This is a genomic window from Methanobrevibacter oralis, assembly GCF_001639275.1.
Taxonomy (GTDB): domain Archaea; phylum Methanobacteriota; class Methanobacteria; order Methanobacteriales; family Methanobacteriaceae; genus Methanocatella; species Methanocatella oralis.
The window spans coordinates 16,485-31,258 of the sequence record NZ_LWMU01000051.1; the positions used below are offsets into that span (position 1 = coordinate 16,485).

19 protein-coding genes are annotated in these 14,774 nt (G+C 30.1%); 10 read left to right on the forward strand and 9 right to left on the reverse strand.

What is annotated here, in order from left to right:
* Positions 1–2: 2 nt before the first annotated feature.
* Genes MBORA_RS03390 through ehaA form a run of 8 tightly spaced genes read right to left on the reverse strand, consistent with a single transcriptional unit; the run spans position 3 to position 3,627 of the window.
* Positions 3–674, reverse strand: coding sequence for a proton-conducting transporter transmembrane domain-containing protein (locus MBORA_RS03390; RefSeq protein WP_042693103.1), 672 nt, complete (start codon positions 672–674; stop codon positions 3–5).
* A 9-nt stretch (positions 675–683) separates the two neighbouring features.
* Complete coding sequence (locus MBORA_RS03395; protein WP_042693106.1) at positions 684–1,379, reverse strand: EhaG family protein; 696 nt, start codon at positions 1,377–1,379, stop codon at positions 684–686.
* Positions 1,379–1,972, reverse strand: coding sequence for an EhaF family protein (locus MBORA_RS03400; protein WP_042693109.1), 594 nt, complete (start codon positions 1,970–1,972; stop codon positions 1,379–1,381). The genes MBORA_RS03395 and MBORA_RS03400 overlap by 1 nt, the downstream gene beginning before the upstream one ends.
* Positions 1,969–2,229 carry an EhaE family protein gene (locus tag MBORA_RS03405; RefSeq protein WP_063720229.1) on the reverse strand — a complete coding sequence of 87 codons (261 nt, stop codon included), beginning with the start codon at positions 2,227–2,229 and terminating at the stop codon, positions 1,969–1,971. The genes MBORA_RS03400 and MBORA_RS03405 overlap by 4 nt, the downstream gene beginning before the upstream one ends.
* A complete protein-coding gene (locus tag MBORA_RS03410; protein ID WP_063720230.1) occupies positions 2,222–2,491 on the reverse strand; it encodes an EhaD family protein in 270 nt (89 codons plus the stop codon). Before MBORA_RS03410 ends, MBORA_RS03405 begins: the two co-directional genes overlap by 8 nt.
* A 9-nt stretch (positions 2,492–2,500) precedes the next feature.
* Entirely contained in the window at positions 2,501–2,749 is a 249-nt protein-coding gene (locus MBORA_RS03415) for a DUF2109 domain-containing protein (protein ID WP_042693118.1), read from the reverse strand.
* A gap of 4 nt (positions 2,750–2,753) precedes the next feature.
* Positions 2,754–3,251 (reverse strand): hypothetical protein, encoded by a 498-nt coding sequence (locus MBORA_RS03420; RefSeq protein WP_081738359.1) that lies wholly within the window; start codon positions 3,249–3,251, stop codon positions 2,754–2,756.
* The gene (gene ehaA, locus MBORA_RS03425) at positions 3,244–3,627 is read right to left on the reverse strand and encodes an energy-converting NiFe hydrogenase A subunit EhaA (protein ID WP_042693125.1); all 384 of its coding nucleotides are present in this window, start codon (positions 3,625–3,627) and stop codon (positions 3,244–3,246) included. Before ehaA ends, MBORA_RS03420 begins: the two co-directional genes overlap by 8 nt.
* A gap of 114 nt (positions 3,628–3,741) precedes the next feature.
* Here ehaA and MBORA_RS03430 point away from each other — a divergent pair, with 114 nt between their 5' ends.
* Together MBORA_RS03430 and MBORA_RS03435 are read left to right on the forward strand one after the other, a co-directional pair.
* Positions 3,742–4,674 carry an NAD-dependent epimerase/dehydratase family protein gene (locus MBORA_RS03430; RefSeq protein WP_063720231.1) on the forward strand — a complete coding sequence of 311 codons (933 nt, stop codon included), beginning with the start codon at positions 3,742–3,744 and terminating at the stop codon, positions 4,672–4,674.
* A gap of 9 nt (positions 4,675–4,683) precedes the next feature.
* On the forward strand, positions 4,684–5,514 hold the full coding sequence (locus MBORA_RS03435) for a CPBP family intramembrane glutamic endopeptidase (protein WP_042693131.1): 831 nt from the start codon (positions 4,684–4,686) through the stop codon (positions 5,512–5,514).
* Here MBORA_RS03435 and MBORA_RS03440 read toward each other — a convergent pair.
* Positions 5,495–5,860 carry a hypothetical protein gene (locus MBORA_RS03440; protein ID WP_042693134.1) on the reverse strand — a complete coding sequence of 122 codons (366 nt, stop codon included), beginning with the start codon at positions 5,858–5,860 and terminating at the stop codon, positions 5,495–5,497. The two genes, MBORA_RS03435 and MBORA_RS03440, sit on opposite strands and share 20 nt — an antisense overlap.
* A 167-nt stretch (positions 5,861–6,027) precedes the next feature.
* On the opposite strand from MBORA_RS03440, the gene MBORA_RS03445 reads away from it, so the two are divergent.
* The 8 genes from MBORA_RS03445 to MBORA_RS11090 all read left to right on the forward strand — a co-directional run bounded on the left by MBORA_RS03445 (position 6,028) and on the right by MBORA_RS11090 (position 14,652).
* Positions 6,028–6,588, forward strand: coding sequence for a helix-turn-helix domain-containing protein (locus MBORA_RS03445; protein ID WP_081738360.1), 561 nt, complete (start codon positions 6,028–6,030; stop codon positions 6,586–6,588).
* A 19-nt stretch (positions 6,589–6,607) separates the two neighbouring features.
* Positions 6,608–8,275 carry an AMP-binding protein gene (locus tag MBORA_RS03450; RefSeq protein ID WP_042693139.1) on the forward strand — a complete coding sequence of 556 codons (1,668 nt, stop codon included), beginning with the start codon at positions 6,608–6,610 and terminating at the stop codon, positions 8,273–8,275.
* 11 nt (positions 8,276–8,286) lie between these two features.
* A complete protein-coding gene (locus MBORA_RS03455; RefSeq protein WP_042693143.1) occupies positions 8,287–8,565 on the forward strand; it encodes a 4Fe-4S dicluster domain-containing protein in 279 nt (92 codons plus the stop codon).
* Between the two features lie 5 nt (positions 8,566–8,570).
* Entirely contained in the window at positions 8,571–9,683 is a 1,113-nt protein-coding gene (locus MBORA_RS03460) for a 3-methyl-2-oxobutanoate dehydrogenase subunit VorB (protein ID WP_042693146.1), read from the forward strand.
* Positions 9,684–9,694: 11 nt separating this feature from the next.
* Positions 9,695–11,137 carry a 2-oxoacid:acceptor oxidoreductase family protein gene (locus MBORA_RS03465; protein ID WP_042693149.1) on the forward strand — a complete coding sequence of 481 codons (1,443 nt, stop codon included), beginning with the start codon at positions 9,695–9,697 and terminating at the stop codon, positions 11,135–11,137.
* A 10-nt stretch (positions 11,138–11,147) separates the two neighbouring features.
* Entirely contained in the window at positions 11,148–12,458 is a 1,311-nt protein-coding gene (gene gatD / locus MBORA_RS03470; protein WP_042693151.1) for a Glu-tRNA(Gln) amidotransferase subunit GatD, read from the forward strand.
* A gap of 12 nt (positions 12,459–12,470) precedes the next feature.
* The gene (gatE, locus tag MBORA_RS03475; protein ID WP_042693155.1) at positions 12,471–14,336 is read left to right on the forward strand and encodes a Glu-tRNA(Gln) amidotransferase subunit GatE; all 1,866 of its coding nucleotides are present in this window, start codon (positions 12,471–12,473) and stop codon (positions 14,334–14,336) included.
* 196 nt (positions 14,337–14,532) lie between these two features.
* Positions 14,533–14,652, forward strand: coding sequence for a DUF169 domain-containing protein (locus MBORA_RS11090; protein WP_220607662.1), 120 nt, complete (start codon positions 14,533–14,535; stop codon positions 14,650–14,652).
* Positions 14,653–14,774 lie beyond the last annotated feature (122 nt).

The window sequence follows — 14,774 nt, forward strand, 5'->3', positions numbered from 1 at the left end:
ACTTACCACAACACCAATAATAATATCTCTACAGCCCTCACAATAATAAATAATGAACTTAAATGAATAATAACAATAAACGGAGAACCAGGAGTCCTAAACATTTCTGCTTTACTTGCAAAAAATGGTGCAATACCACTTTCACCTAAAATACCAAGTAACATTAAAACCGCACCAAATATAACCATCGGATTAGTAGGCATTTGAGAAAGCAATTGTAAACTCAAAGTTCCTGTTGAAGCAAGTATAATAGCAGCTCCACCGAATAAAGGTAAACTACACATCATAGCTATTAGTCCATAATTAAAAGCTGAATTTAAAACAGTAGTTTGTTTAACAGCAGAGACAATACCAATATTTAAAATACCAACTAATGCCATGAATAAAGTAAAGTTAAATAAATCACCTGTAATCATGGCTCCAGCAGATGCTAAACCACAAATAACAGATAAAAATCTTCTTTGTCTAAATTCTTTTTCACCAACTTTTACCTCATTGTTTTGAAAATTATTGAATGTAGCTTCAATTTGTGTTTCAGGTTGACTTACCGCTATTAAAGCTGTAAATCCTAGTAACACTGCAAAAAGAAACAAATTAAAAGGTGTAACATATAATACAATATCTCCAAGAGGAATAATTCCTAATACATTTCCACCAAGTGTAACAAAATCCATAACTTCCACCTACTCCTTATCAATATCTTCCCTCATAAGTAGTCCAATTAAACCAACTTTTGAAGCTACTTTTAATAACAATCCGCAAGCAGCTAAGAATAAACTTAACAACCATAGATTAGGCGATACAAAGAATAATAAGAAACCTATAATCCATAAACACCATGCAATACCTGAAACACCAGCAACACCCTCTAAAACAAGTACAGGCAATCCCCTTGCCTTTTTAGACAATGCATATAAAACAATTCCTCCACCAGCTACTGCCCCTCCAGTAAAACCTGTTAAAAATATTCCATAAGCGATTAAAATTAATGCAATGAAATTAGGTGCAGTAGTCATTATTTCCATGTCTAAAGTAAATGGAACTGGAAACAGTGAAGATGACTTAGATAAGTTTCTCCTTGAATCTTGTTCTATTAAACGCATTTCACGTGTGAGTAAAATTTCAGAAATAGCTAAAGTCTCAGCTAATTCTACTACTAAACCTGGCAATATTAATGCTTCTGCTAAATCAGTTCCTACAGCAGAAACTACAAATATCATAGCTAATCCTACAATGTCTGTTAAAATAAGAATGTGAATTTCTTCTCGTTTTAATGCAATCCCCATGCTTCCAATGAAACCAATTATTAAACCAGCATAGATAGTGGGCAGATACATTGATAAAAATGCTTCAGGAACATAAGTTGGAATAAACACCATTAGTTATCCCTCCTTAATTGCCTTGATCTTGCTTTTACATCACTAGCTTTTACTTCATTAGCTACTTTTGCAGATGTGTCTATTGCTTTTTTAACATTAGTTTGTATCTCTTTTTTATCGTTTTTCCTATTCATTGTATAATTAACAGATAACCATGAAGCAATAATAAATGACATCATCAAAATACTTGATTCTAAAATTGTATCGAATCCTCTTGTATAATATAAAATTTCATCAATAAGCCCACCTGGAGATGAATAAATTGATGTACCAAAGTAAGGAGAAATTGATGAGATAAACTCTGCTAACGGAGACATATAAGCTGTAATCATACCTAAAGATGCTGCATTTTCAGGATATTGGGGATTAATATTACCTGGTTCTTTTAAAACCATCCCTCCCCGATCATAAGGTGCAATAGCTAAACCTGCATCAATTTGTTCTTGAGGTTCTGGACGTACATATAATTGATCTGGATTTAAAGCCATTGGAACTATTAAACCCAGAATTAATATTGCTCCTAAACTAAATGCAAAAACACGAGGGACAATTTTAGGATCTGCTAATCTATTCCAAATCCACCTTAACTTCATAAATCAGCCCCCATTTCTTCTAAACGAATAATAGCTCTAAATAAAATTAAACTAATTATTACAGTAGTTGCAAGTAAAGTTAATAAAGCAAGTACATGATTATAAGACAATAATACTAAACAAACCCCAATAGATGCAACTTCAGTATTAAAAGTCCTAACTATAGGATCATTTACTCCAGGACCCAATGCAGTAGCTAAACTTCCCACAATAGCAATGAAAATCCCTAAATAAAAAAATAATTGAACATCAATCATGTAATTCACCACTATCAGTTTTATTTTTTCTAATCTCATTGATCTTTACAATAGCTAAAATAAATACTAAAGTAGATAATGGATCGGCTAATGCTACAAACAAAGCTACATCTAAATAATTAAACAATACAACTACAAGTAAAAATCCAGCATTCAATATTGAAAACATTATAACCTTGTCAAGAGGTCTTTTATCAAAAATAATTCCAAATGCCCCTATAACAATTAAAGCAATTGCAATTATTGATACTACAAATTCCATCTTAATACCTCAGTCCAATAATATTTCATCATCAAGCCTTCTTAAAGTATATGCAATCGCGTTAGCACTAACAGTAGAACAAATAAAGAATGTTGCAGCAACAATAAGAGCAAATGGAGTATTAATTACCAATGCAATAATAGCTGAAATACCAAATCCTATAACATTTACATACAATAATTTTTCAGCTCTATTTCTAGTTATTAAAGCCCTTAATGCAACAAATATGACTATGACTCCTATAATTTCAACATACATATAATCACTCTTTAGCATGCCTATCGAATTTATCAGCTATTTTACCTAAAAGTATTGAGGAATTTTTATGACTAATTCCTTGAACAGTTAAAATAGCTATAACCATTCCAACAATAAATATTTCAGGAGTAAAACCAATGAAAGAACAAATAAATATAATTACTGTTGCAGTTAATGAACCAATAGTTCCAGCATATCCCGGATCAGCACACAATCTATTTCCTATAAATATTAGAAATGCTGCAATAATCCCACCAGGAATTCCTAAAAGGAAATATCCAATAGCTGCTATTAATGTACCTGCAGATGCATCTGGAGAACAGACAATGTTTCCTTGAAAAAATCCTCCAGCAATATCTCCTCCTCTTTTTTGGATATCTTCACCAATCAATCTAGCTCCTCTAACACCAGCTTGTTCTGGAAGTCCAAAATAGGTATCAACAATAACAAAATTAAACCAACAGAGAATTGTAGCTATTATAATTCCGATTATTTCATTCATACACATCATCTCCATTACCTACCACTTTTGGAAATACAATATAAAATAAATATTTCACAAATAAAGCAGATAAAATTCCTATAATAATAGCTAATAATAAACCATTATACATAAAAGTATAATTTAAAACTAAAAAAATTGATAAAATACCAATAGCTATTATAGGAGTTGGATATAATGCACTTACATCAAAAGAATATCTCTTTGGTTCACTAGGCAATAATGGAAGTTTTAAAACTAATCCTGCAACTATTGATGTGATAATGACAACAATATAAACTAAAAATACATCAAAATAACTTATTGAAATATTAGCTAAAGCATTATAATTACCATATGAAGCGAACAACAACATATCCCCTATTAAATCAAACATGTATAGAACCCCTTCTTATAAAGAATAATATAATTATAAAAATATATAAATGTTATTACTTAAAAATAATAATTAGTACCTGAAAAATAATAAAATTTGAATTAGAGTGATTTAATGAAGAATAAACACGTTATTGTAACTGGTGGAGCTGGTTTTATAGGTTCATATATTGTTGATAAACTTTTAGATGAAAATAAAGTAACAATCATCGATAATTTCTCAACAGGAAAAATGGATAACCTAAACAATCCAACTCATGAAAATTTAGAAGTAATAAAAGAGGACTTAAATACTGCAGATTTAAATGGGATTCTTAAAAATAAAGATTATGTTTTTCACCTTGCAGCTATGGCTAGTGTGCCATTAAGTGTTGAAAATCCAGAAAAATGTAATGAAAATAATGTTACTTCCACAATAAAACTATTACATGCTTGTGTTAAAAATGATATTAAAAAAATCATTTTTTCATCATCTTCAGCAGTTTATGGGCAAAATCCAAACATTCCTTTAAAAGAAAGTGAAGCATTAATGCCAACTTCCCCCTATGCAGCATCTAAAGCCAGCTGTGAATTATATCTTAAATCGTTTTATGAAAGTTATGGTTTAAATTATACTGCTCTTAGATACTTTAATGTATTTGGACCAAAACAGGACAAAAATTCCCAATATGCTGCGGTTATTCCTAACTTTATAAGTACAATTATTGAAAAAACCCAACCAGTAATTTATGGTGATGGAAAACAAACTAGAGACTTTGTTTATATAAAAGATGTTGTAAATGCCAATATTGCAGCTTGTAAAAGTGATTTTAATGGAGTTGTAAATGTTGCATCTGGAGAAAAATTAACAATTAATAAATTATATAATATTATTAAAGATACACTTGAAAGTGATATTGAAGCTAAATATCTTCCCAAAAGAGCAGGGGACATTAAACACTCATTAGCTGATGTTAATAACTTAAAAAAAATTAATTACCAAATTAAGTCGAAAGACTTCGAAAAAAATTTACAAGAAACTGTAAATTGGTTTAAAAAAGAATTATAGTTGATTTATATGGATAAACGTATTACAGACTTTAATATTAGACTTAGGACAATCCGATTAAGAGAATTGTTCGTTGTAATTATTATTGCATTTATATTAAATTCAATAGTAGGAAATATAATTCCGGTTTTTGATAGCAACGATGATTTATACACGATTTTATTAACAATATTCGTGTTAATATTTTTTATTTGGGCATTGTCAGGTACCAAAGGTCTTAAAAATGACTTTAATAACCTCCTTCAAGTAGACAATAAAAGAAAAATAATTTATATTCTTGTTATAAATTTATTTTTTGCATCACTCATTGCATATTTAATATCTAGCGCTGATTGGATTCATGGATTAATAGATCCAAGTTTTATTCCAGATTTAGACTTTGATACTCCTCTTTTAAGCTCATCTGATTTCATATATTTAACAATAGCATCAGTATTTTGTGCACCAATTATTGAGGAATTAACTTTTAGAGGAGTTTTATTCAATAGATTAAAAATAAGAATAGGAATAATTCCAGCTATAATAATATCCTCCATATTATTTGGAATTGGTCATGAATTTGGAGGAATAATAAGTGCAACTTTATTTGGAATGTGTATGTGTATAATTTATTTAGAAACAGACAACATTTTAATTCCAATAAGCATTCACTTTTTAAATAATACAATTGCCGTAATAATTGAAACAACAAATGCAGAGATGTATGTAATAAATACTGCATTTATTATACCATTAACAATACTTACAATAATATTTTCATTTCTATTATTGAAATATATATATAAAGAGTTAATGAAAATAAGAAAAAAAGATAAAGAAGCTAGTGGAAGCCGCAATTAGAACAGCTTTCACACTTTTCTTCTTCTAAAGGATTATATGTTTTATCTTCTTGTAAAGTAGCTGAAATAAAATATGAATCAAATTCATCCTTATTTTTTAATGCAGGTGAAATACCCTTAAAATCACATTTAATATCACCAGTACCACCAATATCTACAAGAATTGGTTCACCTAATTTGAATTTTTTAAAGTAAAGTTCTACTTCATCTTTTAATGAACCTGGGACTCTAAAATTAAATGATAAAATATTATTATCTTTCATTTTAAGCCCAACATATTTTTGATCTATATCGAAGTTTAATCCTAACTGTTTTTTAAATGTTATATTAGTGCCAATATCAGACATTTAAACCCCTCCTTATTAATTAATATAAATATGTCAATCAAGTATATAAAGATTTTATAAAATTTCTGAGAAATATAATTTATAATGAATTATCATGATTTTTGATAAGCTTTATATAAAGTAATAATCAAATTTAGATATATGTTATAAACTTTAGAAAATTTAGGGTGTTTATATTGAATGATTATAATAAAGATATTGGAAATAGAATTAAAGAATTAAGAGAGCTTTCCGATATTTCAATAAAAGAAGTTGCAAATAGCTTAAATATTGATGAGGAAACATACATCAGCTATGAAAATGGAAAGATAGATATTCCAGCTAGTTTTTTATATGAACTCTCAAATATGTTTGAAGTAGATTTAGGCTTACTTTTAACTGGTGAAGAAAGTAGAATGAGTATATTTGATGTTACTCGTGCAAATAAAGGAATTGCAGTTGAAAGACGAAAAGAATATGAACATGAAAACCTATGTAATAAATTTATTAATAAAAAAGCAGAAACCTTCATTGTAACTGTGGATCCTGAAAAAGACCCAGTTCCTTCTTTAAACTCACATCCGGGCCAAGAATTTAATTATGTATTAGAAGGTTCCTTAAAAATATACATTCATAATAATGAAATTATTTTAAACGAAGGAGATTCTATTTTCTTTGATTCAACACATAGACATGCTATGGTCGCACTTAATGATAAACCAGCGAAATTTTTAGCTATTATAATATAATGATTACTGAGGTTAATAAATGACATCTGTTATTGGAGATTTTGTAGAAAGAGTTGACTTTAACTCTTATGATGACTTTTATAAAAATTTTAAATTAAAATATGATGATGACTTTAACTTTGGATTTGATGTTGTTGACAAGTATGCTGAAATTGACCCTGAAAAAGTAGCTTTAATTTGGGTTAATGATGAAGATACAAAACATACATTTACATTTGAAGACATGAAAAAATACAGTAATAAAACCGCAAACCTATTTAAAAGTTTAGGCATTAATAAAGGAGATAAAGTAATGCTTACTTTAAAAAACAGATATGAATTTTGGTTCTGTATGGTTGCATTACATAAAATCGGAGCAGTTGCAATTCCAGCAACACATATGTTAAAACTTCATGATATTGACTTTAGAATAAAAAATGGTGAAGTAAAATTAGTTGTATCGGTGGATGAAGACCAATTACTTCCAGATTATGAAGAAACAGAAAAAGAATTAGGTATTGAATTAAAAAAACTTGTAATTGATAGAAAAAGAGATGGTTGGATAAACTTTGATGAAGCTATTGAAAGTCAAAGTGACGTCTTTGAAAGACCAACTGGTGATGATGCAACAAAAGCTGATGACCTTTTCTTAATCTATTTCACATCTGGAACTAGTGGACTTCCTAAAATGGTAGCACACAAACATACATATGCATTAGGTCATATCCCGACTGCTAAATATTGGCACAATGTTGTAGAAGACGGAATACACCATACTGCAGCGGACAGTGGTTGGGGAAAAGCCGCTTGGGGAAATCTTTATGGTCAATGGATTGCAGGAACCAGTATTTTCATTTATGATTATGAAAGGTTTAATGGAATTAAATTACTTGAAAAAGTTATTGAACATAAAGTAAATACTTTCTGTGCTCCACCTACAATTTATAGATTCTTAATTAAAGAAAAAATCGAAGGATATGATTTTTCAAACATTAGCTATGTTACAACAGCCGGTGAACCGCTTCCTCCAGAAGTATCTAAAAGATTTAAAGAAATCTCAGGTTTAACTATTAAAGAAGGATTTGGACAAACTGAAACTGCATTAACTATTGGAACATATATTTGGTTAGATGCTAAATTAGGTTCAATTGGAAAACCTAGTCCATTATTTAATGTTGAACTGTTAGATAAAAGTGGTGATGAAGTAGATATTGGAGAAGAAGGAGAAATCTGCATTAACGTTAAAAATGGAGCAAATCCTGGATTATTTAAAGAATATTATAAAGATCCTAAAAAACAAGCTGCACAATGGTATAATGGATACTACCATTGTGGAGATACTGCATGGGTAGATGAAGATGGGTATATCAGATTTATCGGAAGAAATGATGATATTATTAAAAGTTCTGGATATCGTATTGGACCTTATGAAGTAGAAAGTGCAGTTTTATCACATGAAGCTGTAACTAACTGTGCAATTACAGCTTATCCTGATGAAGTTCGAGGCCAAATTGTAAAAGCAACTATTATATTGCAACCAGGCTTTGAAGGATCAGAAGAACTTAAAAAGGACATCCAAAATCATGTTAAAAGAGTTACTGCCCCTTATAAATATCCAAGATTAATTGAATTTGTTGATGAAATCCCAGAAACTATAAGTGGTAAAATAAAAAGAGTGACAATCAGAGAGAAAGATAATAAAAACTAATTAATGATATTATGATAGAAGAGGAAATATCATATCCAGTTATTCACAAAGAAGAATGTAAAGGTTGTGGAAGATGTATATTGGGCTGTCCACAAAACGCTATTGCTTTAAGCGATGAACTTAATAAAGCTGGATATCAATACGCTTACTATAAAGGCCATGGCTGTACAGGATGTAAAGATTGCTTCTTTACCTGCCCTGAACCATTAGCTTTAGAAGTTCACAGTTATAAAAACATAGTGAATAATGAAATTGGAAAAATGATTAAATACAAAGCAAATAAGAGGTAAAAACAATGAGTAATCAAATGATAAAAGGAAATACAGCAGTTATTATTGGAGCATTATATGCTGGTTGCGATTGTTTTTTTGGATATCCAATAACTCCAGCTAGTGAAATATTACATGAAGCATCCAAATATTTTCCAATGCTTGGTAGGAAATTTGTTCAAGCAGAAAGTGAAGAGGCATCTATTAACATGATATATGGTGGAGCATCAACTGGTCACCGAGTAATGACCGCATCATCTGGACCTGGAATAAGCTTAATGCAAGAAGGGTTTACTTATTTAGCAGGTGCAGAATTACCTGCAGTTATTGTAGATATTATGAGAGCTGGACCTGGACTTGGAAATATTGGTCCTGAACAAGGAGACTACAATCAAATTGTAAAAGGTGGAGGACATGGAAACTACCAAAATATTGTTCTTGCACCAAATAGTGTTCAAGAAATGTGTGACTTAACCATAAAAGCATTCGAACTTGCTGATAAATACAGAAACCCTGTTGTAGTATTAGCTGATGGTACTTTAGGACAAATGGCAGAACCTTTAGTATTCCCAAGTGAAGCTATTGAAAGTGAAATAGACAATAGTTGGGCAGTTAGGGGAAATAAAGAAACAATGGAAAATCTTGTAACATCTATTTTCCTTAATTTTGACCAATTAGAAAATTTCAACTTTGAACTTCAAGAAAAATATGCTAAAATCGCAGAAAATGAAGTTGTAATCGATGAATACCAAGTAGATGACGCAGATATTGTTTTAGTTTCATATGGAATCAGTAGTAGAATAGTTAGAACTGCAGTTGATGTTAGTCGAAAAAATGGAATTAAAGTAGGTCTTTTAAGACCAATTACATTATCCCCCTTCCCAGAAAAAAGAATTAAAGAATTATCTAATAAAGGAGTTGACTTTATTTCTGTAGAAATGAGTAATGGACAATTATTAAAAGATATACAGCTCGCAGCTTTAAGAAAAACTAACACTCACTTAGTAAATAGAATGGGTGGAAATTTACTTGAGCTTAAACAAATTCTTGAAAAAATTTATGAAATTGCTGGCTTTGAAGATGCTAATTTAGATAAAAAAGTAAGTAAAGAAAAAGCTAGTCCAAATATAATCGACTGAAGGTGTGGAAAATGAATGAAGAATATAATGATAAAGAATTTGAATTACAAGTACGTAGAAATCCACAATCCCTTTATGAGTCTTATCCAAGAAAAGGTGAAACAAATCAAACCTCAACTCATTATTGTGCTGGATGTGGACATGGAATTATCCATAAATTAATTGCCGAATCAATGGATGAACTTGGAATTCAAGAACGTTGTGTTATGATTTCCCCTGTTGGATGTTCAGTGTTTGCTTATTATTATTTTAATTGCGGAAATGTACAAACTGCTCATGGAAGAGCACCTGCAGTAGCTACTGGAATTTCAAGAGCTGAAGATAATGCCATTGTAATGAGTTATCAAGGAGATGGAGATTTAGCTTCTATTGGTCTTAACGAAACACTACAAGCAGCTAATCGTGGAGAGAAAATCGTAGTATTTTTTGTTAACAATACTGTTTATGGAATGACTGGTGGACAAATGGCTCCAACAACATTAGTTGGAGAAAAAACTATTACTTGTCAAACTGGAAGAGATCCTAACTATGCTGGTTACCCTACTCATATGTGTGAGTTAATAAATACATTAGAAGCTCCGGTATTTATTGAAAGAGTTTCCCTTGCAACACCTGTTAAAATTAGATTAGCTAAATATGCAATTAAAAGAGCATTAACTATTCAAAAAGAAGGAAAAGGTTATGCATTTGTTGAAATTTTATCACCTTGCCCTACTAATTTAAAACAAAATGCAAGTGGTGTTCAAGAGTTTATTGAAAAACAAATGGAAAAAGAATTCCCAGTGCGTAATTTCAGAGATCAAGAAAGATTTAGAAACCCAATCGAAAGACCAAAAAGTGATTTTTCAATTGAAGCGTTAGATAAAGTATTTAATGTAGATAGAAGCGAAGAAGTTACTTATTCAAATGAAAAAATCACCCCATTATCTATTAAAGTTACCGGATTTGGTGGTCAAGGAGTGCTAAGTGCAGGTTTAACAATAGCTCAAGCAGCATGTGCAGAAGGAAAACATGTATCCTGGTATCCAAGTTATGGACCAGAACAAAGAGGAGGAAATTCTAATTGTTCTATTGTGCTTTCATCACAAACAATTGGTACACCAGTTGTTGATGATATTGATATTTTAATTGCTCTTAACAAACCTTCACTTGAAAAATTCTCGGAAGATGTTAAAGAAGGCGGATATATCTTATATGATTCACGTATTGGAGAATTCGAAAAAGAAGGAGTTAATGTAATTGCGGTTCCATCAGTAGATATAGCTGAAAAACATGGAAATGCTAAAACTGCAAATACTGCACTACTTGGAGCTTTAATGGAAATTAATAAAACTTTAAAAGCTGAATCTTATGAAAATGCTATTAGTCAGATGTTTGCATCTAAACCAAAAGTAATTGATATAAATATTGATGTTTTAAAAGCTGGAGCTCAATGGATGAGAGATAATTCTTAAATGTGATTTTATGACATATAAAGAAGTTGCTAATAAATATTTAGAAGACTATGGGCTTAGTATAGGAGATACAATCCTTATTAATAAAAAAGACATCACTTATGAGGGAATTTTACTTGATAGAGCTGAAGGTCAGGAAGATGGATATTTAGTTTTAAAATTATCAAGTGGTTACAATATTGGTGTAGCTATTGATAATACAACTGCTAAATTAATAGAAAAAGGAGAAAAACCTAAAATTGGATATGAAAAAAGTGAAATACCTCATGATCCAACAAAAGAAAATATTTCCATCATTTCAACTGGAGGTACTGTATCTTCTGTTATTGATTATAAAACCGGAGCAGTTCATCCAAAATTTACTGCATTTGACTTAGTTAAAGCCAATCCTGAATTATTAGACTATGCTAATTACAATGTAAAAGCATTATATAATATTCTAAGTGAAAATATGCATCCTAAATATTGGGTTGAAGCTTCAAAAGAAATTGCTAATGATATTTCAGATGGATGTGATGGAGTAGTAATTGCACATGGTACAGACACAATGCACTATACATCAGCAGCACTTAGTTTTATGATAAAAACACCAGTTCCCATTGTTATAACTGGTGCTCAAAGAAGTTCTGATAGACCTTCAAGTGATGCAAATATTAATCTTATTAATTCAGTTATTGCTGCAAAATCTGATATTGCTGAGGTTAGTGTTTGTATGCATGGAAGCTTAAATGATTCTTATACATACTTACACAAAGGAACTAAAGTAAGAAAAATGCATACAAGTAGAAGAGATACTTTTAGAAGCATTAACGCAGAACCAGTTGCTAAAATTCAAAACAGGGAATTAAAAATTAATCCAGATTATAATTATATTAAAAGAGGCACACAAAACTTACAATTAAATACAAATATTGAAGATAAGGTTGGCCTTATTAAAAGTTTTCCTGGAATTTCAGAAGAATATATTGAATATCATATTGATAATGGATATAAAGGAATCGTTATTGAAGGAACTGGTCTTGGCCATGTACCTAATAACTTAATTGATTCATTTAAAAGGGCAAAAAATGAAAATATTCCGATTGTAATGACTTCACAATGTATTTATGGTAGAGTAAATATGAATGTTTATAGTACTGGACGTGAAATTCTTGATTCTGGTGTTATATCTGGACTTGATATGACTCCTGAAACTGCTTATGTGAAATTATGTTGGGCTTTAGGACAAAGCGATGATCGAGAAGAAGTAAATAAGATTATGCATAAAAACATGGCTGGAGAGATTTCAGATAAAACTTCAATTAAATGTTTTTTAAATTAAGGTTGTGTAAAAATGGATTATGATAAATTAGGATTAAAAATGGGGCTTGAAATTCATCAACAGTTAGATACACAACATAAATTATTTTGTCAATGCAAAACCGAATTAATTGATGAAGAATTTAGTGAATTAATTGAAAGAAGTCTAAGACCAACTCAGAGTGAACTTGGAGAAATAGATAGAGCAGCTCTTCAAGAATCCTTAAGAGGACTTAATTTTAAATATGAAAACTACTCTACTCATACATGTCTTGTTGAAAATGATGATGAACCTCCTCACAGTTTAAATGAAGAAGCACTTGATATTTGTATTACAATTGCATGTCTTATGAATATGCACATTGTTGATGAATTCCACACCATGAGAAAACAAGTAATAGATGGAAGTAATACTGGAGGATTTCAAAGAACTGGAATGGTTGCTACTGATGGATACCTAGACACTCCATATGGCAGAGTTGTAATTGAAAGTTTAGGTCTTGAAGAAGATGCTGCAAGAAGAATAACAACAACTAATGAATATACACAATTTAGACTTGATAGATTAGGCATTCCATTAGCTGAAATTACAACTGACCCTTCAATGCACCATCCAGAACAAGTTCGTGAAGTTGCATACATGATTGGCCAAATCTTAAGAAGTACTAATGTAAAAAGAGGTCTTGGAACAATTAGGCAAGATTTAAACATTTCAATTGAAAAAGGTGCACGTGTTGAAATCAAAGGAGTGCAAGATCTTGATTTAATGGCTGAAATTGTAGAACGTGAAGTTCAAAGACAACTTGCACTAATCGATATAAAAGAAGAATTAATAAAAAGAAATGCAAAAGTCCTTGATGAAATTCATAATTTAGATAGTTTGTTTGAAAATACTGAATCTAAAATTTTAAAATCAGCTAGATCTATAAAAGCAGTTGTACTGAAAGGTTATAAAGGATTGATTGGTGGAGAAGTTCAACCAGGCAGAAGATTTGGAACAGAAATTGCAAGTTACGCTAAAAAACGTGGAGTATCCGGTATTTTTCATAGTGATGAGTTACCATCTTATGGAATAACTCAAAAAGAAGTAGATGCTGTTAAAAACTATTTGAAAATTGAAGAAAATGATGCATTTATTATTGTGGCACATGATGAGGACATAGCTATTGCTGCATTAGAAGAAGTTAAAAGAAGAGCAAAACTTGGATTTGAAGGTGTTGTTGAAGAAACCCGTAAAGCTCTTGAAGACGGAAATACTGAATATATGAGGCCTCTTCCAACAGCTAATAGAATGTATCTAGAAACTGACATTCCTTTATTTAAAATAACTAATGATCAAATAGAACCAATTAAAAATAACTTGCCTGAGCTGCCAGATGAGAAAAAAGCCAGAATAATAAAGGAATACAATTTAAGTGAAGATCTAGCAACTCAACTAGTTAAAAGACAAGTAAGTGATGGATTTGAAGCTATTTTAAAAGATATTGATATAGATGCAACACCGGTTGCTTCACTTCTTGCATATGATCTTCGTGAAATCAAAAGAGAAGGATTTGATGTTAATATTTTAACATTAAAACACTTTAAAGAAATTTTTAATTTATTAGCAACTTCAAAAATAGCTAAAGATAGTTTAACTAAATTAACTATTGAAACAATTAAAAATCCAGACGAAGATGTTGAAAATATAGCTAAAAATAACAATTTAATTATGCTTAGTCAAGATGATGTTTGTAAAATCATTGCTGAAATTGTTCAAAATAACCAATCAATGGTAAAAGAACGTCAAATGGGAGCAATAGGTCCTTTAATGGGAATGAGTATGAAACAACTTAAAGGAAAAGCTGATGGTAGTTTAGTTAATAAAATTGTACGTGACGAAATTCAAAAGATACTCTAAAAAAGTATCTTAACTTCTTTTTTTATATTAATCATTTTATCTTAGACATAAAAGATTATACCCTTATTTTAACGAGAATCATTAGAAAGTCAATATTTATAATGCAACATATGTTGCAATTTTTAGAAAGATTTAAATATCATTTCTACTAATCTTATATTATGTGCAACATATGTTGCATTAGTGTAGTGATAAAATGAATTTTAAAGAACATTCACAAATAATAAAAGATTGTTTAAATCTTAAAAATAATCCAGTTGGAGTTAAATTATTTAAAAAAGAAGATGAAGCTAAAAAATTATTACCTAAAATATAGTTTTTCTCGAAAAGTTTATACCATATAAATTACAAATTAATATTCATGGTAAAAAATAGCAAAAAAATTGAAGGACATCTTGAATTGGATGAAATTAAAGAGGTTATGAAAGAATATAAAGA